General features: G+C 56.1%; 22 protein-coding genes. 6 read left to right on the top strand and 16 right to left on the bottom strand.

Annotated features, from left to right (window positions below; genetic code table 11):
• Positions 1–147 precede the first annotated feature (147 nt).
• On the top strand, positions 148–1,206 hold the full coding sequence (zapE, locus tag ACXAET_RS16765) for a cell division protein ZapE (protein ID WP_475187674.1): 1,059 nt from the start codon (positions 148–150) through the stop codon (positions 1,204–1,206).
• A gap of 30 nt (positions 1,207–1,236) precedes the next feature.
• On the opposite strand, the gene ACXAET_RS16760 is transcribed toward zapE, so the two are convergent.
• The 4 genes from ACXAET_RS16760 to ACXAET_RS16745 are packed head-to-tail and all read right to left on the bottom strand — an operon-like array spanning position 1,237 to position 7,489.
• Entirely contained in the window at positions 1,237–2,511 is a 1,275-nt protein-coding gene (locus ACXAET_RS16760) for a bifunctional folylpolyglutamate synthase/dihydrofolate synthase (RefSeq protein ID WP_475187673.1), read from the bottom strand.
• The gene (accD, locus tag ACXAET_RS16755; protein WP_068333028.1) at positions 2,511–3,440 is read right to left on the bottom strand and encodes an acetyl-CoA carboxylase, carboxyltransferase subunit beta; all 930 of its coding nucleotides are present in this window, start codon (positions 3,438–3,440) and stop codon (positions 2,511–2,513) included. Before accD ends, ACXAET_RS16760 begins: the two co-directional genes overlap by 1 nt.
• Before the next feature lie 58 nt (positions 3,441–3,498).
• Positions 3,499–4,389: a lysostaphin resistance A-like protein gene (locus ACXAET_RS16750; protein ID WP_475187671.1), complete on the bottom strand. Its 891-nt coding sequence runs from the start codon at positions 4,387–4,389 to the stop codon at positions 3,499–3,501.
• Positions 4,382–7,489 carry an ABC transporter transmembrane domain-containing protein gene (locus tag ACXAET_RS16745; protein WP_475187670.1) on the bottom strand — a complete coding sequence of 1,036 codons (3,108 nt, stop codon included), beginning with the start codon at positions 7,487–7,489 and terminating at the stop codon, positions 4,382–4,384. Before ACXAET_RS16745 ends, ACXAET_RS16750 begins: the two co-directional genes overlap by 8 nt.
• 241 nt (positions 7,490–7,730) lie before the next feature.
• Here ACXAET_RS16745 and ACXAET_RS16740 point away from each other — a divergent pair, with 241 nt between their 5' ends.
• The 3 genes from ACXAET_RS16740 (at position 7,731) to ACXAET_RS16730 (ending at position 10,466) form a co-directional block, all read left to right on the top strand.
• Positions 7,731–8,492, top strand: a complete 762-nt coding sequence (locus tag ACXAET_RS16740; RefSeq protein WP_475187668.1) for a DUF6478 family protein — start codon at positions 7,731–7,733, stop codon at positions 8,490–8,492.
• Positions 8,493–8,502: 10 nt separating this feature from the next.
• Positions 8,503–8,862, top strand: a complete 360-nt coding sequence (locus ACXAET_RS16735) for a hypothetical protein (protein ID WP_475187666.1) — start codon at positions 8,503–8,505, stop codon at positions 8,860–8,862.
• Positions 8,863–8,939: 77 nt separating this feature from the next.
• A complete protein-coding gene (locus ACXAET_RS16730; protein ID WP_475187664.1) occupies positions 8,940–10,466 on the top strand; it encodes an MFS transporter in 1,527 nt (508 codons plus the stop codon).
• Positions 10,467–10,511: 45 nt separating this feature from the next.
• Here ACXAET_RS16730 and ACXAET_RS16725 read toward each other — a convergent pair whose 3' ends face one another.
• The 7 genes from ACXAET_RS16725 to ACXAET_RS16695 form a co-directional block, all read right to left on the bottom strand.
• Positions 10,512–11,852 carry a S41 family peptidase gene (locus tag ACXAET_RS16725; RefSeq protein WP_475187661.1) on the bottom strand — a complete coding sequence of 447 codons (1,341 nt, stop codon included), beginning with the start codon at positions 11,850–11,852 and terminating at the stop codon, positions 10,512–10,514.
• A 6-nt stretch (positions 11,853–11,858) separates the two neighbouring features.
• On the bottom strand, positions 11,859–12,989 hold the full coding sequence (locus tag ACXAET_RS16720) for a murein hydrolase activator EnvC family protein (RefSeq protein WP_475187659.1): 1,131 nt from the start codon (positions 12,987–12,989) through the stop codon (positions 11,859–11,861).
• Positions 12,986–14,503: a 2,3-bisphosphoglycerate-independent phosphoglycerate mutase gene (gpmI, locus tag ACXAET_RS16715; protein WP_475187657.1), complete on the bottom strand. Its 1,518-nt coding sequence runs from the start codon at positions 14,501–14,503 to the stop codon at positions 12,986–12,988. Before gpmI ends, ACXAET_RS16720 begins: the two co-directional genes overlap by 4 nt.
• Before the next feature lie 88 nt (positions 14,504–14,591).
• Complete coding sequence (locus ACXAET_RS16710; RefSeq protein WP_475187656.1) at positions 14,592–16,280, bottom strand: sulfatase-like hydrolase/transferase; 1,689 nt, start codon at positions 16,278–16,280, stop codon at positions 14,592–14,594.
• 69 nt (positions 16,281–16,349) lie between these two features.
• A complete protein-coding gene (nqrM, locus tag ACXAET_RS16705) occupies positions 16,350–16,586 on the bottom strand; it encodes a (Na+)-NQR maturation NqrM (protein ID WP_475187654.1) in 237 nt (78 codons plus the stop codon).
• 15 nt (positions 16,587–16,601) lie between these two features.
• Complete coding sequence (locus ACXAET_RS16700; protein ID WP_475187651.1) at positions 16,602–17,627, bottom strand: FAD:protein FMN transferase; 1,026 nt, start codon at positions 17,625–17,627, stop codon at positions 16,602–16,604.
• Between the two features lie 65 nt (positions 17,628–17,692).
• Positions 17,693–17,878, bottom strand: a complete 186-nt coding sequence (locus tag ACXAET_RS16695; protein ID WP_475187649.1) for a hypothetical protein — start codon at positions 17,876–17,878, stop codon at positions 17,693–17,695.
• A gap of 122 nt (positions 17,879–18,000) precedes the next feature.
• Here ACXAET_RS16695 and ACXAET_RS16690 point away from each other — a divergent pair, with 122 nt between their 5' ends.
• A complete protein-coding gene (locus tag ACXAET_RS16690; RefSeq protein ID WP_224889958.1) occupies positions 18,001–18,525 on the top strand; it encodes a CBS domain-containing protein in 525 nt (174 codons plus the stop codon).
• Positions 18,526–18,712: 187 nt separating this feature from the next.
• Positions 18,713–19,996 carry a Vi polysaccharide biosynthesis UDP-N-acetylglucosamine C-6 dehydrogenase TviB gene (tviB, locus tag ACXAET_RS16685; RefSeq protein ID WP_475187645.1) on the top strand — a complete coding sequence of 428 codons (1,284 nt, stop codon included), beginning with the start codon at positions 18,713–18,715 and terminating at the stop codon, positions 19,994–19,996.
• 56 nt (positions 19,997–20,052) lie between these two features.
• Here the strand turns inward: tviB and nqrF are convergent, their stop codons facing one another.
• Genes nqrF through ACXAET_RS16660 form a run of 5 tightly spaced genes read right to left on the bottom strand, consistent with a single transcriptional unit; the run spans position 20,053 to position 24,564 of the window.
• The gene (nqrF, locus tag ACXAET_RS16680; RefSeq protein WP_475187643.1) at positions 20,053–21,276 is read right to left on the bottom strand and encodes an NADH:ubiquinone reductase (Na(+)-transporting) subunit F; all 1,224 of its coding nucleotides are present in this window, start codon (positions 21,274–21,276) and stop codon (positions 20,053–20,055) included.
• Positions 21,277–21,286: 10 nt separating this feature from the next.
• On the bottom strand, positions 21,287–21,895 hold the full coding sequence (gene nqrE / locus ACXAET_RS16675) for an NADH:ubiquinone reductase (Na(+)-transporting) subunit E (RefSeq protein ID WP_475187640.1): 609 nt from the start codon (positions 21,893–21,895) through the stop codon (positions 21,287–21,289).
• A complete protein-coding gene (locus tag ACXAET_RS16670) occupies positions 21,895–22,548 on the bottom strand; it encodes an NADH:ubiquinone reductase (Na(+)-transporting) subunit D (RefSeq protein ID WP_475187637.1) in 654 nt (217 codons plus the stop codon). The genes nqrE and ACXAET_RS16670 overlap by 1 nt, the downstream gene beginning before the upstream one ends.
• Positions 22,548–23,363, bottom strand: coding sequence for a Na(+)-translocating NADH-quinone reductase subunit C (locus ACXAET_RS16665; RefSeq protein WP_475187636.1), 816 nt, complete (start codon positions 23,361–23,363; stop codon positions 22,548–22,550). The genes ACXAET_RS16670 and ACXAET_RS16665 overlap by 1 nt, the downstream gene beginning before the upstream one ends.
• Complete coding sequence (locus tag ACXAET_RS16660) at positions 23,356–24,564, bottom strand: NADH:ubiquinone reductase (Na(+)-transporting) subunit B (RefSeq protein ID WP_475187634.1); 1,209 nt, start codon at positions 24,562–24,564, stop codon at positions 23,356–23,358. The genes ACXAET_RS16665 and ACXAET_RS16660 overlap by 8 nt, the downstream gene beginning before the upstream one ends.
• Positions 24,565–24,566: the final 2 nt, after the last annotated feature.

The following is a 24,566-nucleotide window of genomic DNA, read 5'->3' as shown; positions in this document are numbered from 1 at the left end:
GAGTCCCAGAGCTGTGGTTTGACGGACGGTAGCGAATTTGAACAACCGGTCAATTCAACAGATTTGAGGTCAAGGATAAGGAAATTTGATGTGTCAGTGAGAATGCCCGCTTTTCAAGGGGCAACGTGGGCGGTATGGCTCGGCCCTATGACGGATTTGACTTCGCTTTACGACGCTCGCATTGCCGAAGGATCCCTGACGCGGGATGATGCTCAAGAGGCTGTCTTGCCCCAGTTCGAGCGTATCCGGGCAGAGCTGTCGGCCCCGGTCAAGCGAGGGTTCTTTCGCAAGGCGCCGCCACCGCCAAAGGGGTTATACCTTTGGGGGGGTGTGGGGCGCGGAAAATCCATGTTGATGGACATGTTCGTTGACGCGATGGATGACGTTCCAGTGCGGCGGGTGCATTTCCATGCCTTCATGCAGGAAATTCACGCAGGCATGCACAAGGCACGTCAAGACGGGGTCGAAGACGCACTGGCCCCGGTCGCACAAGCGGTTGTTAAATCAGTCAAGTTGCTGGCCTTTGACGAAATGCAGATAACCGATATCACTGATGCAATGATCGTCGGACGTTTGTTCGATATGCTGCATGAGGGCGGTGTTGTGGTTGTAACCACCTCGAACCGGCACCCGGATGATCTGTACAAAGACGGGCTGAACCGCCAGCTTTTCTTGCCGTTCATCGCCCATATCAAGGAACAGCTTCAGGTTTGGGAGCTGGTTTCGCCGACTGACTACAGGCAAAACCGGTTAAGGGGCGCACCTGTTTACTTTACTCCGATCGGGCCCGAGGCGCGACAGGCTATTCGCAGCGTATGGAACGATCTGTCAGGTGGTGTTGCGGAGCCTTTGATGTTGCAGGTCAAGGGCCGGACGGTTGAGCTGCCCGCATTTCGAAACGGTGTTGCGCGCGCATCGTTCTACGATCTGTGCGGCAGGATGCTTGGACCAGCAGATTACTTGGCAATTGCAGAGGTACTAAAAGTTCTGGTGCTTGAGGACATCCCGCGCCTGTCACGCAACAATTTCAACGAGGCAAGGCGGTTCGTGACGCTGATAGATGCCCTGTACGAGGCAAAGGTGCGCCTCATTTGTTCTGCCGCTGCCCAGCCTGAAATGCTCTACGTTGAAGGCGAAGGCACGTTCGAGTTTGAGCGCACCGCCTCGCGCTTGCGCGAAATGCAGGATCAGGATTGGGGGAAGTAAGATATCCGCCCCGCTCCGCCACCGATAGGTTCAGCCGTTTTCGCGCAGGATATTGCCCGCAAGGTACAACGAACCGCAGATCAGAACGCGGGCTTGCGGGTTTTGTGCAACAATCGACTTGAGCGCATCTGTAACGCTATCGGCGGTTGTTGCGGGCAGGTTCACCTTGGCAGCGGCAGCTGCGGTCTCTTCCGCACTCAGCGTGGCTGCCTCACCCGGTATGGAGACCGCAGTCAGGCTTTCGGCCTGTTTGGCCAGTGGTGCTAGATAGCCGGTCACATCTTTGGTGTTGAGCATTCCGCAGATCATATGCGTTGGACGTTCGGGTAGTTTTGCCAGCACGTCTGCCAAAGCAAGACCGGCGGCGGCATTGTGGCCACCGTCCAGCCACAACTCCGCCTGTGGTGCGGCCTCGATAAGCGGACCGGTCTTGAGGCGTTGCATCCGCGCAGGCCATTCGGCCTTGGAAACGGCGGCTTCGTAGGCATCATCGCCGAGGTTCAGGTAGCGCAGAACAGCAAGCGCGGCGCCTGCGTTTTGAAGCTGGTGTGTGCCCAGAAGGTTCGGCATTGGCAGATCGCGCAGACCGGTCTCATCCTGATAGATCAAGCGCCCGTTTTCTTCATGCACATGCCAATGCTGCCCGTGGATCAACAACGTCGCCCCCAGACGCGCAGCTGTATATTCGATAACCTCAAGTGCTTCATCTTCTTGAGGGCCAACGATACAGGTAACGCCGGGTTTGATGATACCCGCCTTTTCTGCTGCGATTTTTCCCAGAGAGTTGCCAAGAAATTGCTCGTGATCGATCGAGATCGGAGTAATTACCGTCACAGCAGGTTGAGGAACAACGTTGGTTGCGTCCAGACGCCCGCCAAGACCAACCTCGAGCAAGGTGAAATCCGCTTTTTCCCGGGCAAAGGCCAACAGAGCCGCGCAGGTCGTGATCTCAAAATAGGTGATGTTCTCACCATCATTGGCAGCGTAACACTCATCCAGAACGGCGGTCAGGGCGGGTTCTGAGATCAGCTTTCCCGCCAGACGGATGCGTTCATGGAACCGCGCAAGATGCGGCGAGGTATAGGCATGAGCCGACAGCCCTGCCCCCTCAAGCCCGGCGCGGATCATTGCCAGGGTCGAACCCTTGCCGTTGGTCCCGGCAATGTGGATCACGGGCGGCAGACTGTCCTGCGGATTGTGAAGGGCCGTAAGCAAACGCCAGACACGATCCAGGGTCAGATCAATGATCTTGGGGTGCAGCGCCATCATCCTGTCGAGGATGAGGTCAGATGTCTGGCCGGTCATTATTCGGCTGCGTCTTCGGCCGGCGCCTCGACCTTGGTGTCTTCGGGTGCCGGGGCAGGCAAATCACCTTTGACCGCAGGCGGCTGTTTGAGCAGCATGCGCGTGATGGTGATCAACTCATCGCGCATCTCGGTCCGCTTAGTTACGCGGTCCAGCATGCCATGATCCAGAAGGTATTCGGCGCGCTGGAATCCTTCGGGCAGTTTTTCGCGAATTGTCTGCTCAATGACGCGGGGTCCGGCGAAGCAAATCAGTGCATTGGGTTCCGAGATATGTACGTCGCCCAGCATCGCATAAGACGCGGTAACGCCGCCTGTGGTTGGGTGGGTCAGGACGACGATGTAGGGCAGATTCGCCTCTTTCAGCATCTCAACGGCCACAGTCGTGCGGGGCATCTGCATCAGGCTGAGGATACCTTCCTGCATCCGCGCACCACCTGCGGCTGAGAACAGGATCAGCGGGCGTTTGAGCTTTACCGCCTCTTGCGCGGCGGCGATGATCGCGTTGCCGACATACATGCCCATAGATCCGCCCATGAACGAAAAGTCCTGCGCAGCAGCTACAATCGGGGTGCGCCCGATTTCACCGGTGGCTACAAGCATCGCTTCTTTCTCGCCGGTCTTTTTCTGGGCGGCTCGCATGCGATCCGGGTATTTCTTTTGATCCCGGAACTGCAGCGGATCGGCCGTCGGCGCAGGAACGTTGACCTCGGTGAAAATACCGCCGTCAAACAGGTGCCTGAACCGCTCGCGCGGCGTGATCGCCATATGGTGACCGCATTGCGTGCAGACGTTCTGATTTTCCGCCAACTCGCGGTGGAACAGCATCGTGCCGCACTCGTCGCACTTGTGCCAAAGGTTTTCGGGCACTTCGCGGCGCGAGAAGATCGAGTTGATCCGGGGGCGGACGTAGTTTGTGATCCAGTTCATGTCGGAACCTTGTTATGCGGTATTGACGTCAAATAAAACGCTGGGGAAAGAATTGCAATCAACGCCTGAGCGCGAGACGCGCAGTGAGCCAACTTACGATCATCACAACAAAATCCACCATCAGCCATTGGCGCAGCATGCCGGATCCGGACATATCGTATGGCAGCAGATACAAGGCCAGGCCACTAAGAGTTTCGGGCAAAGAGATAAACACCAGTGCGACGGTATTGTTCAGGAAATGCATGGCGATAGCGGGCCCCAGCGTTCCTGCCCTCGCCGTCAGATCTGCTGTCAGAAAGCCAAAGATGCATGCCCAAATCGCGACCAGCAGAGCGTTTTCACCGCTGACACCCGGTGCATAATGCCCTGCAGCAAACAACACCGAAGGCAAACCAATCCAAATCACCGGAGAGCGAAACCGCGCCGCAAGCGACTGCTGGAGATAGCCGCGAAACAGTATTTCTTCAGCGCTGGTCTGAATCAGCACAGCAAACAGCGATAGCGGCAGCAACACAAGCCATGTGGAAAAAGCGAGGTTTTGCGTTAATGGCTCGCCCATCCCATAGGGCGGCAGGGCCATCATCACCGACCCAAGAATCACCAAGGCCCTGAGAACGCGCCAGAATTGTTGAAGGCACAGACTGCGCGGGCCAATTATCCCGATCAGTGACCTTTTTTGCATTTGGCGCGCCGCCAGACCGACGCCCAGCGTCAGGAACCCGAAACTCAGCAGCAGAACCAGGGTTGCAAGGCTTGAGGTGCCGCGCAGCAAATTCTGGGCCTGACCCGGTTCCACCATATTGCCGACAACCGCAAACAATATGGAATTGAGAGCGACGTAAAGCACAACAACAATGGCCAAGCCTACAACAAGACGCCACAGTTCTGGCCGCGCGCGGGCGTCGCGGACTAACCGTTCGTGGGCTAAATAGGCGTTGGGGTCACGCATTATTGCCTGTGTTCTCACCTTGAATGGAGTGTTGTGTTTCGGGGAAAAGGTCCGAAGGATTCTGGGTCGTGTTGATCCTGTTTGACAGTTTTGAGAAGTATCCTGCCACAGTTTGCAGCAACTGAACCGCGACCGAAACATCACTTTCGATCACAGCGCGCAATTCTTCGGCGCCAATACGTAAAAAGATACAGTCAGTGGTCGCCGTAAGGTCCAGTTGACGCAACTCGCCCGTGATAATCGAAAGGTCGCCGATAAGACGACCGGGTTCGATGGTGGAGATCACGCGATTTCGCCCGTCCTCGTCCGACCACTCCAGCTTGGCATTCCCTTTTATACAAAGGTAGGCCGCATCCGGTGCCTGCCCACGTGAAAAGATCATTTGACCTTCCGCGACTTCGTACCATTGCGCTGAGAAAGCCAGTAGCCGCTGGTTGCGTGCGTCGATACCGGAAAACAACTCGGTCGATGAGATGATCCGCAGTTTATTGCTCAGGTCAGCCGTCATGCCGTCTTCCGACTTGGTCTGCGTGCGGGATACACCGTCAATACGACCTTCCTTGATTTCGACAAACAGATCATAAGCTTCTGGGTGCGCAAAATGATCTTCCATAAAAATCATGATTGAATCGGGCAACAATTCACGCAACCGCAGACGCGTGCGCAGGCGGCTTTCGGAATCGTGGCTGGCCAACGCCTTATCAAGGATCAGAATATCAGGGCGCTTGATACCAGCACGGGAAAACGCCGCACGTTCCTGAAACACAGTCGGCAAGTTGTTTCCACCCAGGCCGGTCGGCAGATCGAACATGGTGGACGCGGCCCGGCGGCGCAGGCCGGCCTCGTTCATCGCCTCGGCAACAACGTCCTCGATCTCGTCGGCATGTGCACCCGCCATCAGTGAAACCCGGCCGTAAAGCGCGTTCTCCATCACTGTGAGCCTTGGGATATAGCTATCTGGCGACAGCGGTACGAACATGCCCTCAAGCGCACCTCGTAGCCTTTCAGCCTGGTTTCTGCGGATGGAAAGGATTTTTTCCTTGTACTCTTCCGGGAAATCCGGACCAATCTGCTCGGCCGTCAGCAAGAATGGAACCGTCAGTAACAAGGCGCGTTCTGCCTCACTTATCCCACCCTCACCCTTCGACTTGCGGCGATCCTTGATGTCCAAAAGACGATGGAACATCTCTTTCGACATGCCCAAACGCAGGAACAGGGGGTGATCGGTTCCGTCACGGCCGAAAGCTTGATCCAGCGTTTCCACGACTGCGCTGGCCATCGCCATTGCGTCGTTGGCCAGATCGTGCATCCCGAGCATGTTTTTAAATCGGGCATCATCGGCCAAAGATTCCGGGTTAATATCCCGCGACGGTGCAGCAAACAGCAGGTTGCCGCCAAGCGGAACAGCCGGGTTGAAACGCTCGGGGTCAAAGCGAAAAACATGCCTATCCAGCCCGCGTTCCTTCAGTCGCTTTGCGACAGTGCTACGCAGCTTGACGATATCTTCCGCCAGCGCGGGGTGCAGATCGGGATCAAAGCGTGTCCGCAAAGTGCGCCGAAGCATGAATTCGTCGATGCCCATCGCTTCGACAAGTTGGAACCACCACGCGCGAATATCGTCGATATCCTCTAACCCGGCGATCGCCGGATCAATCCACTCCTCGCTCAGCATGTCCGTCGGATTGCCAGCGCGGGCAGCCTCAATCTGCCACCGGGTTGGGCCAGAATCAGCTTGTGGCCGCTGTTGCGGTCGGGTTCGCAGAGACATCATGAGATTGCTGCCCAATGTACCGCTGAACAGGTAGGGCCGTGAATAGGCATAACCGATCCGCGCAGCGATCACCGCCTGATGTAGGTCTTTCAGATTGTGTCCGGCCATGATCACCTCGCCCTGCGCCGGCAGAACTTCACGGGTCAATACCTGTGCCAACGCATTGCGTTCCGCGGCATTGGTAGATTTGATCGCCACCCGCGCGCCCTTGGGGATTTTTAAGTCGATGTCCTCAAGTATCGTCTTCCCGTCACCATCGCGTACCGTCACGTTGCGCAGTTCGATCTCACCGGTCAGATGCGGGATCACCTCGGGCTCACCTTCAAACAACTCTTCCGGAATCATGTTTGAGGGCGCAAAGCGTTCGGTCACCACCTCCCACCGCAGCGACATATCCTGAACCTGATTGTAGTAGGTCAACAGGTCCTTCCACGGGCCGCTCAGGTCTTTGTATGCACCCAGCGCCGCAACTAGCGCACCGACCGTCACCTCACCCGTAATCGCCAGATAGCCACCGACCGAATAGAACAGGAACGGTGTCATCTGCGTAATCAGGTTGTTCAGAAACTTCATAAAGAATTTCTTGTTGTAAATCTTGAACCGGATCTCGAACAAAAGCCCCAACCGGTTACTAAATTGCGCAAGCCTATAGCGCCAACCGCCATTGGTGCGCAGATCGCTAATGCCCGCCGCGCTTTCACCAATCTCGGAACTGAGGTTGCGGACCTCTTGAATACGTTCCTTGTTCAGCAGGTTGATCTGGCGTTGCAGCTTAGGAATCAGCCAGGCCTGTAACGGGATCAGCGCAATACTGGCGAGGCCAAACCATACGCTTTGCATAAACAGGAACGTGACGATGGTCATCATCTGCCCAAACTGGAACACAGGCTGCGCAATCGCATCACCCATCAGCCCGCCCATTGGCTCAGCCTCAGAAGTGATCATCGACACCAACTCACCCTGGCTGGTTGTGGCGAAGTAAGATTTTGGAAAGCGCATGGTGCGTTCAATCATTGTAAACCGCAACCGGCGCAGCATGCGTTCGGCCAAAATGCCCTTCATCGTGTTGATGCGCATCTTCATCAGCCCGCTGGCGATGACTGTGGCCAGAAATGCAAAACACAGGATCATAAGATACTGCACCTGTGTCACGGTAACGCCAAAAGTTGTCACCGTATCACTGGGGGCACCGATTGCCCCGTTGATGATTTGCTTGGGCAATTCAAGCGAGGCGTATAGGAATGGAAATGACAGAACCGTCAAAAACAGCAACACAAGCTGTTGTTTTTTTGAGTATTTCCAGATGAAAGCAAAAAGAGTGGGTTCCATGCCCCGGCCTTGTTTCAAATTCAGTGGATGCGTTTGTCGAATAACCCCTTGCGACCGAGTGCAGACGGTACGCACTGACCCGCGTGATTGCAAGAATGGCGCAGCTAGCAGGTTTCGCCGGGTTTGCCCATCCATTTTTGCGTTCACGAGTTAGCGATTTTTAATCCGCTGTTTCGGTTATTTGTCTTTAAACCCTCTGCGGTTTTTGACTAAACAGAAGCACAATCCAAGTGATGGGGACATGGGCAGGCTTCTGGATCGCTATATCCACCGCAAGGTTGTTGAGCGTTGGCGCAAGGCCGTACGCAGCGCGTCAGAGTTGCCCGAACCGTCGCTACGCCGTCAACGCGACCATGCGCGAAAACTGCGCTTGTATCTGGATATGTTACTCCATGAGGCCGAAACACGGCTTGCCCGACCGCGGATAGGCTCGAACCAAATTCCCAAGCCCTTTGGGGCGGACTGGTGTTGGCGGCCCGATTTGTGGCGCGGACCATTGGCACGCCCGGGTGTCGCCTCGGCCCCGCGCAGGACGCAGATGGATCGGCAGGTCACTTTGTTCCACGACTGCTCTCTGGCGGAAATTGGGGTGCGGCAAATCCGAAACAGCCAAGATCAGGATTTAGCCGCTTTTGGCCTGCAGGTTGAAGTGTTCGGTTTTGCCGGTTCATTTCTATCCTTGTCGGTCGATCTGCCCACTGAGGCCGCGAAAGAACTGACCAAACAGCACTTGATGCGTGTTGACGCTATGATTCACTCAGAACTGCCGGTTGAGCTGTTTGCGCGCCTGAATATTCTTCATGGTCCGAACACCGATCAGGTTTTGCGCACGCTTGATCCTTCTGCGCAGTCCCACTCGGTCGACTTCGATCTGGCGCACTTACCCCTGCACGAGGCCCGGATTGAAAAGATATGGCTGGACCTGATTATTGAAAGTCCACAGATGAACTGTATTTCGCTGCGTGATCTGACCTTTTGCCGCCACCACCGCGCTGATTTGTGAGAGTTCTGGCATGACGTTACCAACACTGACACCCATCCGCTTTGAAAACGGCCTTTGGCTTGGGCACATAGAGGCAGAAGCCGAGCCGACGGTTCACGTGCAGTATCTGGGCAAACCCCTCGCGGATGTACGCGTTACGCCCGCAGATGGCGGATGGTCTGTAGAAATTCCTGTACCACAGGCGGCCTTGTCCGAGGGGGTGCATTGCTTTGTGATAGAGAACGCCAAGACATCGGAAAAACTGGGGGATTTCACGGTTATCGCGGGCTTACCAGCAGCAGGAGATCTGCGCACCGAGGTCGAATTGTTGCGCGCCGAACTGGACATGCTAAAGCGGGCATTTCGGCGGTCGCAGAACGCAGTCGAGTGACACGCGCGCTTTAAATTCCTATCTTTTCCATCATTTCCGTGCATCATTGAGCGATCCCAAGCAATCTGGACAAGCTCATGGACCGCAGCAGTATCATCAAAATCATTGCGTTGATGGTGACAGGGTTCGGGATCGGAATCGACTTCACCGGCGCACTAATCCTTGTTCCGGCGATCGAAGACAGTTTCGACACAGATATTACCAGCACACAGTGGGTCCTTAACATCTATGCCCTGTTTTTCGCGATGACCATGGTCGCCGGAGGTCGTCTGGGCGACATGTATGGGCATCGCAAGATGATGCTGATCGGACTTTCTATCTTTTTGTTTTCTTCCATCATGTGCTTTGTGTCACCAACATTGGATTTCCTCATTGTCGCCCGCGCGCTGCAAGGAATTGGCGCGGGGTGTGTCTGGCCATGTACGCTGGCATTCGGTGCGACTAAGGTTTCACGCCCGGAACATCGGGCCATGATTATGGGTCTGATCCTGGCGGGTGTGACCTGCGGCAATGTCTTTGGCCCGCTGATAAGCGGTGCAGTTGTCAACCTTGGGGATTGGCGGTTGTTCTTCCTCGCAAACGTCGCGTTCTCCACCATTTCGATGGTCACGGCCTTGCTGCTGATGCAACGTGAAACCCAACACAAACAGGGTGAGCATATCGATTTCGCGGGTATGGGCATTCTGTCTTTTGCCGTCTTGCTGCTGCTTTATGCACTGGATGTTGGCGCGGACTGGGGTTGGAGCTCACCCCCTTTGCTGATGCTGTTTTTCGTCAGCGTCGGGCTTTTCTTTCTGTTCCCCAAGGTGGAAAAACGCGTGAAAGAGCCCCTGCTTCTCCCGCAGATGATGGCAAACCGAGAGTTTCGTATCACGCTGGGTCTGAACATGTTCAACGTGTCTGCGGCTTTTGTGGGATTGATGTACTTCCCCCAATACATGCAAAAGGTTCTTGGGTGGTCGACCCTGCAATCAGCTTTTGGTTTGGCGCCTTTGACGGTGTTGCTGGCTGTAGGCTCAATCGTATCCGGCAAGCTATACAATGATTTCGGCCCCAAGCGGTTGTTGTTTTGGGGATATCTCTGCGCCACCATTGGCGCGGCAAGCGTCGTCGCGATGCCGGCAACGTTAGGGTATTGGCAGATATTGCCCGGTATGGCCATGATCGGCCTGGGGGCCACGCTGACGGTTGGGCCTTCGGGCACTGCTGCCGTCTGCGCCGTAAAGCCAGAGCGTGCTGGCTTGGTCGGTGGACTTAGCTTTATGACGCATCTGGTCTACGGTGCCATTTCAGTCGCGTGCGCGACAGCAATCATGTTCCTGGTCAGCCTGCGCAGTCTGGGTGAGCAGCTTACCGCCGCAGGGATTGATATGTCTGATGCTGATCAGCGGGCTATCAATGGCGGCACTCTGACCACCGCGACAGCCCGCGACGTCATGCAAAAACTGACCGGCCCAGAGGTTGAAAAGGTCAAAGACGCAATCGCCTCTGCCTTTGATACAGGAATGAATATGGCGTTTATCTTTGCGACCCTGTCCGTTTCAGTAGGGATTGTGCTGGCGATGTTGCTGGACGAAGACAAACTGCACAAGGTCGAGAACTGATCGCGACAAAAAATTGGGGCCGCCCATCGGGACGGCCCTTTCGTGTTATTGCGACGGCCCGCTTGGGTTGAAGGCCGACAGACCTTTGAGGATATCGATCGCATAAGCCAGCTGATAATCCTCTTCGCGAAGTTCGGCAGTGGCCGCCGCACGGGCGCGGTCTTCCTCAATCTGGCGGATTTCGTCCTCGCTCAGGCTGTCATTGTTCAGACTTCCGCGCAGGTCAGCCTCTGAGCGTGTCCGCGCGTCCGTTTCTTCGTCATCCGCGGCGGGCGTCGGTCGGGGTTGTTCGACAATGATGTCGGGGCTGACACCAAGCGCCTGAATTGATCGGCCCGATGGCGTGTAATAGCGCGATGTGGTTAGGCGCATCGCACCATCCCCACGCAGCGGCATCACCGTTTGCACCGAGCCTTTGCCAAAGCTTTTGGTGCCGACAACGATGGCCCGGCGGTGATCTTGCAGTGCGCCCGCCACGATTTCAGACGCCGAGGCAGAGCCGCCGTTGATCAACACCACAATCGGCTTGCCTTCGGCCAGATCGCCGATGGTGGCATTGAAGCGTTCACCCTCACCCGGATTGCGGCCCCGGGTCGAGACGATCTCGCCTTCGTTCAGAAACGCGTCAGATACCTTGATGGCTTGCGTGAGCAGACCACCGGGATTGTTGCGCAGGTCCAGAACAAATCCGTTGACCTTGTCGATGCCACCCGCCTGTTCGATCTGCTCTCTCATCCCCTCTTGAAGGTTGGGGAAAGTCTGATCGTTAAACGTGGTGACACGCAGTACCACGCTGGGCCCTTCGGTCCGGACGCGCACGGCTGTGAGCTTGATCGTGTCACGAATGATGGTGACGTCGAACGGGTCCGCTTCACCTTCGCGAACGACGGTAATCACAATCTCAGACCCCACCGGACCGCGCATCAAGTCTACTGCCTTGTCCAGCGTCAGGCCCAGAATGCTCTCACCATCGACATGAGTGATAAAGTCGCCAGCCTCGATACCCGCAGCATCGGCCGGGGTGTCATCGATGGGCGATACGACTTTTACAAAACCCTCTTCCTGCGTCACCTCGATGCCCAGTCCGCCGAACTCTCCCCGCGTTTGCACGCGCATCTGTTCTGCATCGTCGGGTGACAAATAGCTGGAATGCGGGTCCAGCGAAGTCAGCATACCGTCAATGGCAGCTTCTATCAGTTCTTCGGGCTCAACCTCTTCGACATATTGCGCGCGAATGCGTTCGAAAATGTCGCCGAAAAGATCCAGTTGTTCATATACGCTGGCCTTGTTCGCGGCCTCTTGGGCGAGCAACGGGCCTGCGATCTGGGTCGTTGTTATTACACCTGCCACGGTTCCGGCCAGAGCGGCCATCACAAATTTCTTCATATGTTCTTATCCATCCTTGCCGGTCCGAAACCAGGATTCCGGGTCCACGGGGCTGTTGTCTTGTCTTACCTCTATATAGAGCGTTTCTGACCGATCAGTTCCAGTGCCATCACCGCTTGTTGACAAAATAGCGCCGATTCCCGGAGTTTCACCCGGCATTAATCCAACCGGTGTACCTTCGGGAATGACTTGTCCTATGTTTCCATACACCTCTTGAAGGCCCGAAAACACGAATAAAAGCCCGGGTTGAGGTTCAAGGATGACCAGATTCCCAAGATCGAGCAGTGGACCCCGATACCGGATCGTGGCTGCCGTGGGCGATGTAACAATCGCGCGTGGCCGGGTACCCAGCACCATTCCGGGACGTTTGACGCCTGCTGCATCGGTTTCGCCGGCGCGATGAAGCAGGATACCCTGTACAGGCAGGGCGATCTTGCCTTTGTGGCTGGACACATCCGCATTCGTTGCCGCAATTTCCCCGTTGGCAATTTCTGTCAGACCGCGCGCGAAACCGTCCAGCGTTTCTGTTGACGAGATCAGGATCGCCGTACGCACCGGGTCTTCGACAAACCGTACCGGCAGGTCGGTTCGATCAGCAATGGCGGTGCTGAGTTGAGTGCGGGCGGATTGAACGCCAGTCAACCCTTCGGTCAGGGTTTCCGCAGCATTTTGCTGAAGCTGCCTGAGAGTCTGAACCTCTTGCAGGTCATGGGCCAGTGCCTGTGCATGGGCGTTCAGGCCGGGCGTGACCTCGGATAGCATCATGCCGGCCCTGGCTGTGCCAAGCGGACCAGATGGGTGTAACATCAAAACGGATGGCGCAGTCGTTTCGATCGTTTGCAAAACGCCAAGAAGCTGCGCGATTTCATCTTCGCGGCTGCGCAATTCTGCGTTCAACTGCGCCTCGCGCGTGGCGGCGCGACGCAAGCCTTCGCGCATGGCGGCCAGACCGGCCTCGTAAGCTTGGATTGTTTCTGTCAGAGCGCGCACCCTGTCGCGAGCGTTTTCGGCGTTGTTTAGCGCGATCGAGGCCTCTTCCAGCATCTTCACCGCATCAAGGGCGGCTTTGGACGGGTCAGTCTGGGCCTCAACGGGCATTGCGAACAACGCGGCAAACAGAAACGCGCGCAGGGTCATGAGAGCAAACTCTTGCCCGTCATCTCAGGCGGTTGTTCCAAGCCCATCAATTGTAACAAGGTAGGGGCAAGATCAGACAAACGGCCGTCTCGCAGCACGGCACCTTTGGGTCCTCCGACCAAAATCACAGGGACGGGGTTCAGTGTGTGCGCGGTATGCGGCCCGCCGGTTTCAGGGTCTACCATCACCTCACAATTGCCATGGTCAGCGGTGACGATCATTGCGCCCCCGACTTTTTCAAGCGCAGCCAAGACTTGTGCCAACCCTTGATCCACAGCCTCACAAGCCTTGATTGCGGCTTGTAAATCTCCGGTATGCCCAACCATATCCGGGTTGGCATAGTTTGTGACGATCAAATCATACCCAGCCTCAATCGCCTCAACAAATTTGTCCGTTACCTCGGTTGAGGACATCTCGGGCTGTAGATCGTAAGTTGCCACGTTCGGGGATTTCGGCATGTAGCGATCTTCGCCCGCCTCGGGCGTTTCCTTGCCGCCGTTCAGGAAGAACGTGACATGCGGGTATTTTTCGGTTTCGGCCAGACGGAACTGGCGCAATCCCTGTTTGGCAACCCATTCGCCCAGCGTATTCACGATGTCCCGCTTGGGAAACACGGTGGTCATGTACGCGTTGTGCCCGTCCGAGTATTCCACCATTCCAATCAATGCCGACAACTGTGGACGGGGACCAGTATCAAACTCGGCGAAACTGGGCTCACCAATCGCGCGCAGAATTTCACGTGCGCGGTCGGCCCGGAAGTTGAGACAGAAGAACCCGTCGCCATTCGCGACACCGTCAAAGCCATCCAGAACCGTGGGTTCGATAAACTCATCGGTTTCCGACTTGTTGTAGGCCTGTTCGATCGCCTCCTTTGCAGATGAAGCGACGCGGCCCTTACCGTCGATCATCGCCTTGTAGGCTTTGCCGACACGTTCCCACCGATTGTCGCGATCCATCGCAAAATATCGCCCACTGACCGTCACGATCTGCGCGCCTGTGGGCAGACGGTCTTCAAGCTCGGCGACAAAGGTCAAAGCCGACTTTGGGGCCACATCGCGGCCATCGGTCACCGCATGAAGCGCAACAGGCACATCCGCGTCGGTAATCGCCTTTGCCGCAGCAACAATGTGGTTCAGATGTCCATGCACACCGCCATCCGACACCAAGCCCATCATATGAGCCGTCCCGCCAGAGGCTTTCACGCGGGCAATGAACTCCTGCAAAGCATCGTTTTCAAAAAATGTGCCGTCTTCGATCGCCAAGTCAATCTGACCCAAATCCATCGCAACAACGCGCCCTGCGCCAATATTTGTATGGCCGACCTCGGAATTGCCCATCTGTCCGCTGGGCAGTCCCACATCTGGTCCGTGGGTGATCAGAGTGGCATGCGGACCGTTGGCCATCATTGCATCAAAAGTGGGCGTATTGGCCAGATAAGGCGCGTTGGCCTTGGTTTCGTTTGACAGTCCCCAACCATCAAGAATGCAAAGTACGACGGGTTTTGGGACGGTCATTTTTGAACTCCGGGTTTCTGCTCTTGGACGGTCTTTTATCGCCTGACCCACGGCGGGTGAACCGCCTTTCGGCCTCGTGATGCCAGATTTAATGACGCGAAGGCTTATCCTTGCCTATGTAGTCGGCAAAAGGGCGGGCTTTCCGTCCCCGGTATTTAACCGTCAGCTCAAGCGGGGCATCGTTTTCGTCATATACACCGACCACTACACCCCTACCCCGGCTTTTGGTCCGCATCTCGATCAATTGCTGTTCCGAACGTGTCGTGCGCTGCGACGGACGTCGAGCCCATGCAAAGAGGTGGTCGTACATTCGGGCGATGACGTCAGCATGCTTTTCACTCTCCCCCAGATCGTTCAATTCGTCCGGGTCGTTTTCCAGATCGAACAGCAGGGGGCGGTGGTCGCCTTCACAATGGATCAGCTTCCAACGTTTGTCGGCAACCATGAACATCACCGCATCCCGCGCCGAGGCATTTAGCGCATCGGCAATGGGTGAGGCGGAATAGTCATACTCGCAGATCACCACCTCGCGGGGTGTCTCATCCTTTTGCCCGCGCAATATCGGCAACAGGGAATGCCCTTCGAGTATGTGCGAGGCCACCTCAGCCCCGGCTACCTCGACAAAGGTCGGAGCGAGGTCGATGGATTCGACCAGCGCGTCACTGACTGTGCCTCGGGTCGCGTCGGATTCAGGTGACGGATCGTAGATTATGAGGGGAACCTTGGTCGAGGCGTCGTGGAAAAAGGTTTTCTCGCCCATCCAGTGATCCCCAAGAAAATCACCATGATCCGAGGTCAGCACGATCATCGTATCTTTCATGCGACCGGTTTCTTCCATCCAGTCAAACAGACGTCCCATCTGATCGTCGGCCTGTTTGATCAGACCCATATAGGCGGGGATCACCGCCTCACGCACATCCTGACGTGAAAATGACCGCCCGACTTTTGTTTCCATAAACGCACGCAGTACCGGGTGCGCATTCTGGCGTTCAGCCTCCGATCGCACAACAGGCAACACATGCTCTGGTCCATACATTGAGGCATAAGGTTCCGGCACGATGTAGGGCCAATGCGGCTTGATAAAGCTCAGGTGGCAGCACCATGGGCCTTCATGGCTTTCCATGAACTCAATACCACGACCGGTCAGATATGGGGTTTCGCTGTCTTCTTCGGCAATATTTGCGGCTTCGTGCGCGTTTTTCAGAAACCATCCGGATAGCACGTTTCCGTCTGCATCCAATCCAGAATTGGCAAAATCGTGCCAGGGATTGTCACTCTCGTACCCCTTCTCGGTCAGGTATTTGTTGTATTCCTTCGCTCCGTCCGGGTCATAAAATCCATCTGGGCCTTCTGGGCGCATACCATCGTCGCGTTCGAAGACGTCAAACCCGCATTCCGCCACACGAGCGCCGATCAAGCTGTCAGGCTCCAGACCCAACCGCGCCATTCCTTCGGCATCGGCGCGCATGTGGGTTTTACCGACCAACCAACATCCCATTCCGGCCTTGCGCAGGTGATCGCCCATCGTCACCTCACCCACTTTCAGGGGTATACCGTTCCAGGATGCACCATGCGAATGCACGTAGCGCCCGGTATAGGTCGACATGCGTGAACTGCCGCAAATCGGGGACTGGATGTAAGCCCGGTTAAACCGCACGCCACGCGTGGCAAGGCGGTCAATATTGGGGGTATGCAGATGAGGGTGACCGTAGCAACTCAGGTAATCCCATCGAAGCTGGTCGAACATAATAAACAGGATGTTTTTGGCTTTGGCCAAGGTTGCGCCCCAATACTGTCAGGGACCTAGTTAGCCAATTCCGGGCGATCAGCGAAGCATAATCTGCGCTCAGGCCTGACGCTCCATCTGTTCAAGCATCTTTTTGGCGCGCTTGCACTGTAGCTGATCGCGCAGAGGGCTGTTGGGATCAACGTCCTTTTGACACACCAAACACTTGTCCGCGCCCGAGATTGCGTTGAGACCACCACAACTGCCTTTGATGGTCTTGCCCATCAACATTACACCCAGTGACATGCCGACCATCACGAGGGCAAGCAAGACAAAGGCCAGAATAAAGGTACTCATTTTGGTTCCTACCGGTCAGTTGGGTCCAAGCGCATCTTTGAACGCCGTGCTGTGTACTGTAATATACGCATCTTCGCCGCCTGTCACATCCCGAGAGATGAAATACACGGCAAGTTTATGCTCCTCGGCCAGTTCCAAACCCTTTTCCTGCCCCAAGGCCAGCATCGCGGTTGCCCAGGCATCTGCCATCATCGCGTTTTCGGCCAATACCGTGACTGAGGTTGTACGGTGCGTGATAGGACGCCCGGTTGTCGGGTCGATGATATGCGAATAGCGCACACCATCCTGTTCGAAGAAATTCTTGTAGTCACCAGAACTTGCCATGCCGCGATCACTTACCGATACGATCAATTGTGGTGACTGCGCACCGACCTGTGGTTTTTCGATGCCGATCCGCCAAGCTTCGCCCTGATCGTTCTGGCCGCTTGTGACCAGATCACCGCCGATCTCGACCAGATAGTCCTCGATACCCGCCGCGCGCAGCGATTCAGCCACCGCGTCAATACCATACCCTTTGGCTATGGCAGACAGGTTAATGCCGACATCGGGATCGGATTTCGCCAGCGTCCCGGCGGCGGTGTCGAGGGTCAGCAATCGATTCTGTCCCACACTGTTCAATGCTGACCTAATCTCGGTATCCGAGGGCACCGGGTCTTCGGGCGTGCGCGGTCCAAAACCCCACAGTTCGATCAGCGGGCCCAGCGTAACGTCGAAGGCACCGCCGGTCTTTTCGTGAACGGCATTCGCGGCGGCCATGACATACGCGAATTCGGCAGAGACTGGCATAGGGTCCGTGCTCGTCGCCGCTGAGAAGGTTGAGACTTCGGAGTTTGGATCCCAGTTCGACATTTTGGCGTTGACCTCCGCCAACGTCTCTTCGACAGCGGCGGCCAAAGCGTCCTGATCCAAATCTTCACCGATGGCGGTGATGTTAAAGGTTGTTCCCATCGTCTCGCCCGACAGTCGAACCACCTCTGGCTCCGTGTCGAACAGGCAGCCGGACAGAACTGTGCAAAGGGCCAGAACAGGCACAAGACGCATGGGGCGGTCTCCTGAAAATCGGTGTCCGGCATATGCCAGCCACCCCGGCCAGAGTCAAACCGGCTTCACAGTTTCAGCGGCAAAAAGCCCAGCACCAATAGGCCGATCCCGGCAGGAAGACCGAACAGCCAGGCCCGTTTCCGCCACCCCGCCGGCTGTTGTTTCCACAGCATGCGGAAATTGTGGCCACAGACAACCACTACGAAAAAAATCAAGGCAGCCACAGGTGGCGTGAGATACAAATCGTTCAAAGGCTTATGCCTCCTGTTCAGGTCCGGGATTCTGCCTATCAACGCAATTGCACCCTATACAGGTCGTTTAGCTGCGCTAAGGTGAAAGGGAAAGGCATTGCAAGACCAAAAGGAGATTGCCCATGGCTCCAAGCTCTTACCAGGCTCCGATGCGCGGCGACAAGGAAGACAAGACCACGTACAGCCAATCGACGGAGTCAAACCTGTCGCACTCACAAACGACCGTGGCAAAACTGCTGGAAGGCAAAGGCGACGCAGTGTTTTCCGTGCGGCCCAACGAAACGATCCATTCAGTGGTCAACACGCTTAAAGAAAAGCGTATTGGTGCAGTTCTGGTGACTGATCAGAACGGCGCCCTGCACGGTATACTGTCCGAACGTGACATCGTCCGGCGGATGGCGGATACGCCTGGCCAGACCTTGCCGCAAGCGGTCGAAGACCTCATGACGCGCGAGGTAAAGACCTGCACTCCGGACGACCTGTTGAACGATGTTCTGAAAACCATGACAGAAGGCCGCTTTCGTCACATGCCGGTCCTGCGTGATGGTAATCTATGTGGTGTGATTACCATTGGCGACGTTGTTCATTTCCGCCTGAAAGAGTTGGAATACGAAGCCCTTCGCATGAAGCAGATGATCGTCGGATAAGTGGTTTCGCAGAAAACACCCTTGACCTTGCCTGCCCGACAGTATCCCTGAGGCGTCAAAGGCTGCAGTGAGGTCGAGGGATGCAAATAATGTGCTCCGGTAACAGGCACCAAGTGATCAATTGGGTTCAATCCGACAAAGCTTTCGCACGCCAAATAGGTGCGGGCAAATTGTCCACGGTGCTGTGATGATTGAGTCCAATCCGAACGCGCGTCGTATTGCGGTTATTGGCCTTGGCTATGTTGGCCTGCCGTTGGCAGTGGCTTTCGGCAAGGTTGGCCCAGTGTTGGGCTATGACATCAACGTAAACCGGATCGATGCCCTGCGCGCTGGTCTCGATGCAACGCAAGAGGTCGAGCCCGAGGATTTTACAGCAGCTTCCGGGTTGGTGTTCACCGCTCATTTGACCGATCTGGCGGACTGCGACACCTACATCATAACGGTGCCTACCCCGATCACCGTGGGCAAGCAGCCGGATCTGTCCCTTCTGCTCCGCGCCTCGGAAATGGTGGGTGGTTTACTGAAACCCGGCGATCTTGTGATCTATGAATCCACAGTCTATCCCGGAGCGACTGAAGAGGACTGCGTGCCTGTGCTGGAAAGCGTCTCCGGGCTGACATTCAATTCCGATTTCTTTGCCGGATACAGCCCTGAGCGGATCAATCCCGGCGACAAGACGCACCGAATTTCCGATATCTGCAAGGTTACATCCGGCTCGACTCCCGAAGTGGCCGATCTGGTGGATGCGCTTTATGCTCGTATAATCTCGGCCGGTACTCACAAAGCTGAAAGCATACGCGTGGCCGAAGCGGCCAAGGTCATCGAAAATACGCAACGCGACCTGAATATCGCTTTGGTTAATGAGCTGGCGATGATCTTTGGACGGATGGATATCGACACCGAAGCCGTGTTGCGGGCGGCGGGTACCAAGTGGAACTTCCTACCCTTTCGCCCCGGCTTGGTGGGCGGGCACTGCATAGGTGTTGACCCCTATTACCTCACCCATAAGGCCGAGGCCGTTGGACACCATCCCCAGATCATTCTGGCGGGTCGGCGACTGAATGACAGTATGGGTGGCTATGTCGTGTCGCAACTGGTCAAGCGGATGACACGTAGCGGAATAAACGTGGGCGCTGCGCGGGTTCTGGTACTTGGCCTGACCTTCAAGGAAAACTGCCCCGACCTGCGCAACACGCGCGTCGTGGACATTATAACCGAGATTCAAAGCTACGGGGTGACGGTTGATGTGCATGACCCGCATGCCGATCCTGCAGCGGCGCAATCCGAATATGGGCTGTCCCTGATCCAGCAGCCAGAGAACGGAACATATGACGGTGTCGTTCTGGCGGTCGCACATCAGGAATACCGAACGCTCGACCCTGCGCAGTTCCGCGCCTTTGGCAAACCCAAAAGCGTGGTCTTTGACGTCAAATCCTGCCTGCCGCGCGAGGCCAGCGATCTGAGGCTTTAGATCAGGCTTTGTTGCCTCAAATGAAAACCGGCGCCTGATGCGCCGGTTTTTTCGCCTTACCCGCCGAAATCGTCGAGCATGATGTCTTCGCGGTCCACGCCCAAGTCCAGCAGCATGTTAATAACCGATTGGTTCATGATCGGCGGGCCACACATGTAGAACTCGCAATCCTCAGGTGCGGGGTGGTTCTTAAGGTATTCTTCGTACAGGACGTTGTGGATGAAGCCGGTATAGCCTTTCCAATCGTCCTCAGGCTGCGCATCGGACAGCGCTACATGCCATTCGAAGTTGTCGAACTCTTCGGCCAGCTGGTCGAAATCCTCGACAAAGAACATTTCTTTCTTCGACCGGGCACCGTACCAGAAGCTGATCTTGCGATCGCGGTTTTCCAGGCGCTTGAGCTGGTCAAAGATATGGCTGCGCATGGGGGCCATGCCCGCACCACCACCGATGAAGACCATTTCTTTCTGGGTGTCGCGGGCGAAAAATTCACCAAACGGACCCGAAATCGTGACCTTGTCACCGGGTTTGAGGTTGAAGATGTACGACGACATCTGTCCCGGGGGAATCCCTTCGGCCCCCGGTGGGGGTGAGGCGACACGGACGTTCAGCATGATCATGCCCTTCTCATCCGGATAGTTGGCCATCGAATAGGCGCGTTCGATTGGCTCGCTTACAACGGACTCGTACTGCCACAGATTAAAGCGATCCCAGTCTTCTCTGTATTCTTCCTCGACGTCGAAATCGGTGTATTTCAACTGGTGCGCCGGCGCTTCGATTTGAATATAGCCACCCGCGCGGAAGTTCACGTCCTCACCTTCCGGCAGGTCCAGCGTCAGCGCCTTGATGAACGTGGCCACGTTCTCGTTGGAACGGACGGTACATTCCCACTTTTTGACGCCGAAGACTTCTTCGGGAACTTCGATATCCATATCCTGCTTGACCGCGACCTGACAGGATAGGCGGTCTCCGCAGGCGGCTTCGCGCTTGGTGATATGGCTTTCCTCGGTTGGCAGTATTGATCCGCCACCGGAATGTACCCGCACGCGGCACTGTGCGCAGGTCCCACCGCCGCCACAGGCTGACGGCACGAACAGTTTCTCGGCTGCCAGCGTTTGCAGCAACTTGCCACCGGCCGGGACCGAGATGGTTTTTTCGCCGTTGATCGTGATGTTCACGTCACCTGTCGAGACAAGCTTGGATCGGGCGGCCAGAATAACCGTTACCAACGCGATAACGATCAGAGTGAAAAGGACAACGCCAAGGCTAAAGGTTTCCATCGACGCCTCCTTACAGTTTCACGCCCGAGAAGGACATGAAGGCCATCGCCATCAGACCTGCAGTGATGAAAGTAATCCCCAGACCCTGCAAACCGTCTGGAATATCAGAATATTTCAGTTTTTCACGGACACCCGCCATGGCGGTGATCGCCAGTGCCCAACCAAAGCCCGAAGACAGGCCATAAGTCGTCGCCTCAGCAAAGTTGTAGTCGCGTTCCACCATGAACAGCGAGCCACCCAGGATGGCGCAGTTCACCGTGATCAGAGGCAGGAAGATCCCCAGCGCGTTGTAGAGCGGCGGGAAATACTTATCCAGGATCATCTCAAGGATCTGCACCATCGCCGCAATCACGCCGATATACGAAATCAGGCCGAGAAAGGTAAGGTCCACGTCCGGGAAACCCGCCCAGGCCAGAGCGCCCGGTTTCAGCAAATAGTTCAGCAACAGGTTGTTGGTCGGTACGGTGATCGCCTGCACAAGCATCACCGAAATCCCCAGACCCAGCGCGGTTGAAATCTTTTTCGATACGGCGATGAAGGTACACATCCCCAGGAAAAAGCTAAGCGCAAGATTTTCGACAAAGATGGCCTTAACGGCCAGTGAGATCAGACCTTCCATCAGTGGGCCTCTACCTGCTGAATTTTGTATTCACGTTCTTCCACTTGCTTGGGCTTCCAAGTGCGGAAGGCCCAGATGATCAGCCCGATGATGAAGAACGCTGACGGGGGCAGCAACAGCATGCCGTTTGGCACGTACCAGCCGCCATTGTTGACCGTTTCCAGAATCGTGACCCCGAACAGGGACCCTGCCCCGAACAGCTCACGAATGAACCCAACCAGCAAGAGGATCAGGCCGTAGCCCATGCCGTTACCAGCACCGTCGATGAAAGATGCGACCGGCGGGTTTTTCATGGCGAACGCCTCGGCGCGCCCCATAACGATACAGTTGGTAATGATCAGACCAACGAAAACCGACAGGGTTTTCGAAATCTCGAAGGCGTAAGCTTTTAGGATCTGATCGACCAAAATCACCAGCGAGGCGATGATCACCATCTGAACGATGATCCGGATGGACCCCGGGATCTGATTGCGCAGGCACGAGATAAAGAAGGACGAGAATGACGTCACGAAGATCACCGCCAGTGCCATTACCATTGACACCTGCAGCGACGAGGTCACCGCCAGCGCCGAACAAATGCCCAGCACCTGCAAGGTAATCGGGTTGTTGTCGACAAGCGGGTCTACCAGCATTTCTTTCTTGGTCTGGGACATCAGAACTCTCCTGCTTGCAGTTTGGCCAGGAAGGGGCCGTAGCCCTCATCACCCATCCAGAATTTCACAAGGTTGTCGACACCAACCGAAGTCAGCGTCGCGCCGGCCAGCGCATCAACGTGAAAGTCAACACCAGCAGCCGGTTGAGACTTGGCTACAGTGATCTGAAGATCACCCGCGTCATCCCGTAGTCTTTTGCCATTCCACAGCGCTTTCCAGCGTGGGTTGTCCACCTCGGCGCCCAAGCCCGGCGTCTCACCGTGCTGATAGAATTGCAGGCCGTAGATGTCGTTGCCGTTGTTTTCCAGCGCAATAAAGCCGTAGAGCGTCGACCACAGGCCATAACCGTGCAACGGCAGGATGACCTTGTCCAGCGCGCCTGAATCATCACGTAGCAGGTACATCACGCGGTACTTGGATTTGCGGCCGATGCCTGCCGGGTCATTTTCCAATGCCACGCTCAGCTCTGGGTCACTGGCGGTGGCCAGATCGTCAAAGGTGGCCGGATCAAACTTGTCATCGACAAACTCACCGGTCGCCAGTTCCAGCACATGCGGCTCAAACGCGGCGAAGGCTTCAGTCACGTCGATGCCGGGCTCATAGACGCCCGCAACCTGCAAAACGTTGACCTGCTTGTCCTTCAGGCGGTTGGCTTCCTGAACTGGACGCAGGCTGACCGCTGCCGAGGATACAACCATCGATGCGACGAGGCAGACGGCTACAGCGATGAAAATCGTTTTACCGACCGAATCCGGCGACGCCGCCAGAAACCTTGCGATCGCGCCCTTGGGTTCGTGGGGTTGCGTATCAGACATGGCGGCGCGCCCTCCGTTTGATGTTGGCCTGAACCACGAAATAGTCGATCAGCGGCGCGAAGACGTTGCCAAACAGAATGGCCAGCATCATGCCTTCAGGGAAAGCCGGGTTGATGACGCGGATCATCACAACCATGACGCCAATCAGCGCACCATAGATATAGCGGCCCATGTTGGTGTGACTGGCCGAAACCGGCTCGGTCACCATGAATGCCAACCCAAATGCATAGCCCCCCACCACAAGGTGCCAGTACCACGGCATCGCGAACATCGGGTTTGTATCCGAACCGATCAGGTTCAGCAGAAGCGTAAAGCCAATGGTGCCTGCCAGACAGCCGACGATCAGGCGGTAATTGGCGATACGCGTCATCAGCAGAAAGCCCAACCCGATCAGACAGGCCAGTGCAGACGTCTCACCAAAGCTGCCCTGCATCAAGCCAAAAAACGCGTTCCACCACGTCAAACCCTCGGTAGCCAGAGACTGATAGCCCTGGGACGCTGACACCGACAGTGCAGTCGCGCCAGAAAACCCATCCACCGGGGTCCAGACCGTGTCACCGGACATGTTCGCCGGGTAGGCAAAGTACAGGAATGCCCGACCCACCAAAGCAGGGTTGAGGAAGTTTTTGCCGGTGCCGCCAAACACCTCTTTGCCGATGACAACACCAAAGATGATGCCCAACGCGACTTGCCAGAGCGGAGCGCTTGCCGGCATGATCAGTGTGTATAGCATTGAAGTGACAAGGAAACCTTCGTTTACCTCGTGCCCACGTACGGTTGCGAAGATCACCTCGAAAATACCGCCAGCGACCAGAGTCACGATGTAAATTGGGAGAAAATACATCAAGCCGTGCATAACGTTGGCAAAGACGTTGCCGGGGTCCAGCGGGATACCGAACGCTTGCAGGATGGCAATCCGCCAACCCGTCGCCGATTCCGGACCAAGTGCCATAATCGCGGCATTGGACTGGTAACCGGTATTGTACATCCCCCACAGGATACAGGGGATCGTCGCGATCACGACATAGGTCATGATCCGCTTCATATCGATGTATGACCGCGCATGAGGCGCGACCGTGGTCACGGTTTTCGGAGTGTAAATAAAGCTTTCGACCATCTCGTAGATGGGAAAATACTTCTCGTATCTGCCGCCCTTGGTAAAGTTCGGCTCAATCCGATCAAAGAAGCTGCGCAAACCCATTT

This window comes from Ruegeria sp. AWH4_226, from assembly GCF_056159225.1.
This window is presented reverse-complemented; position numbering and strand designations above follow the sequence as displayed.

Bases quoted from the DNA above. Each gene is read 5' to 3' on its own strand.
- ACXAET_RS16745 (WP_475187670.1), bottom strand. From the start codon at position 7,489: ATGGAACCCACTCTTTTTGCTTTCATCTGGAAATACTCAAAAAAACAA.
- ACXAET_RS16670 (WP_475187637.1), bottom strand. From the start codon at position 22,548: ATGTCCCAGACCAAGAAAGAAATGCTGGTAGACCCGCTTGTCGACAAC.
- accD (WP_068333028.1), bottom strand. From the start codon at position 3,440: ATGAACTGGATCACAAACTACGTCCGCCCCCGGATCAACTCGATCTTC.
- gpmI (WP_475187657.1), bottom strand. From the start codon at position 14,503: ATGACCGTCCCAAAACCCGTCGTACTTTGCATTCTTGATGGTTGGGGA.
- ACXAET_RS16725 (WP_475187661.1), bottom strand. From the start codon at position 11,852: ATGAAGAAATTTGTGATGGCCGCTCTGGCCGGAACCGTGGCAGGTGTA.
- ACXAET_RS16720 (WP_475187659.1), bottom strand. From the start codon at position 12,989: ATGACCCTGCGCGCGTTTCTGTTTGCCGCGTTGTTCGCAATGCCCGTT.
- ACXAET_RS16735 (WP_475187666.1), top strand. From the start codon at position 8,503: ATGACGTTACCAACACTGACACCCATCCGCTTTGAAAACGGCCTTTGG.
- ACXAET_RS16665 (WP_475187636.1), bottom strand. From the start codon at position 23,363: ATGTCTGATACGCAACCCCACGAACCCAAGGGCGCGATCGCAAGGTTT.
- ACXAET_RS16760 (WP_475187673.1), bottom strand. From the start codon at position 2,511: ATGACCGGCCAGACATCTGACCTCATCCTCGACAGGATGATGGCGCTG.
- ACXAET_RS16700 (WP_475187651.1), bottom strand. From the start codon at position 17,627: ATGCGTCTTGTGCCTGTTCTGGCCCTTTGCACAGTTCTGTCCGGCTGC.
- zapE (WP_475187674.1), top strand. From the start codon at position 148: ATGACGGATTTGACTTCGCTTTACGACGCTCGCATTGCCGAAGGATCC.
- nqrE (WP_475187640.1), bottom strand. From the start codon at position 21,895: ATGGAAGGTCTGATCTCACTGGCCGTTAAGGCCATCTTTGTCGAAAAT.
- nqrF (WP_475187643.1), bottom strand. From the start codon at position 21,276: ATGGAAACCTTTAGCCTTGGCGTTGTCCTTTTCACTCTGATCGTTATC.
- nqrM (WP_475187654.1), bottom strand. From the start codon at position 16,586: ATGAGTACCTTTATTCTGGCCTTTGTCTTGCTTGCCCTCGTGATGGTC.
- ACXAET_RS16740 (WP_475187668.1), top strand. From the start codon at position 7,731: ATGGGCAGGCTTCTGGATCGCTATATCCACCGCAAGGTTGTTGAGCGT.
- ACXAET_RS16690 (WP_224889958.1), top strand. From the start codon at position 18,001: ATGGCTCCAAGCTCTTACCAGGCTCCGATGCGCGGCGACAAGGAAGAC.
- tviB (WP_475187645.1), top strand. From the start codon at position 18,713: ATGATTGAGTCCAATCCGAACGCGCGTCGTATTGCGGTTATTGGCCTT.
- ACXAET_RS16730 (WP_475187664.1), top strand. From the start codon at position 8,940: ATGGACCGCAGCAGTATCATCAAAATCATTGCGTTGATGGTGACAGGG.
- ACXAET_RS16660 (WP_475187634.1), bottom strand. From the start codon at position 24,564: ATGGGTTTGCGCAGCTTCTTTGATCGGATTGAGCCGAACTTTACCAAG.
- ACXAET_RS16750 (WP_475187671.1), bottom strand. From the start codon at position 4,389: ATGCGTGACCCCAACGCCTATTTAGCCCACGAACGGTTAGTCCGCGAC.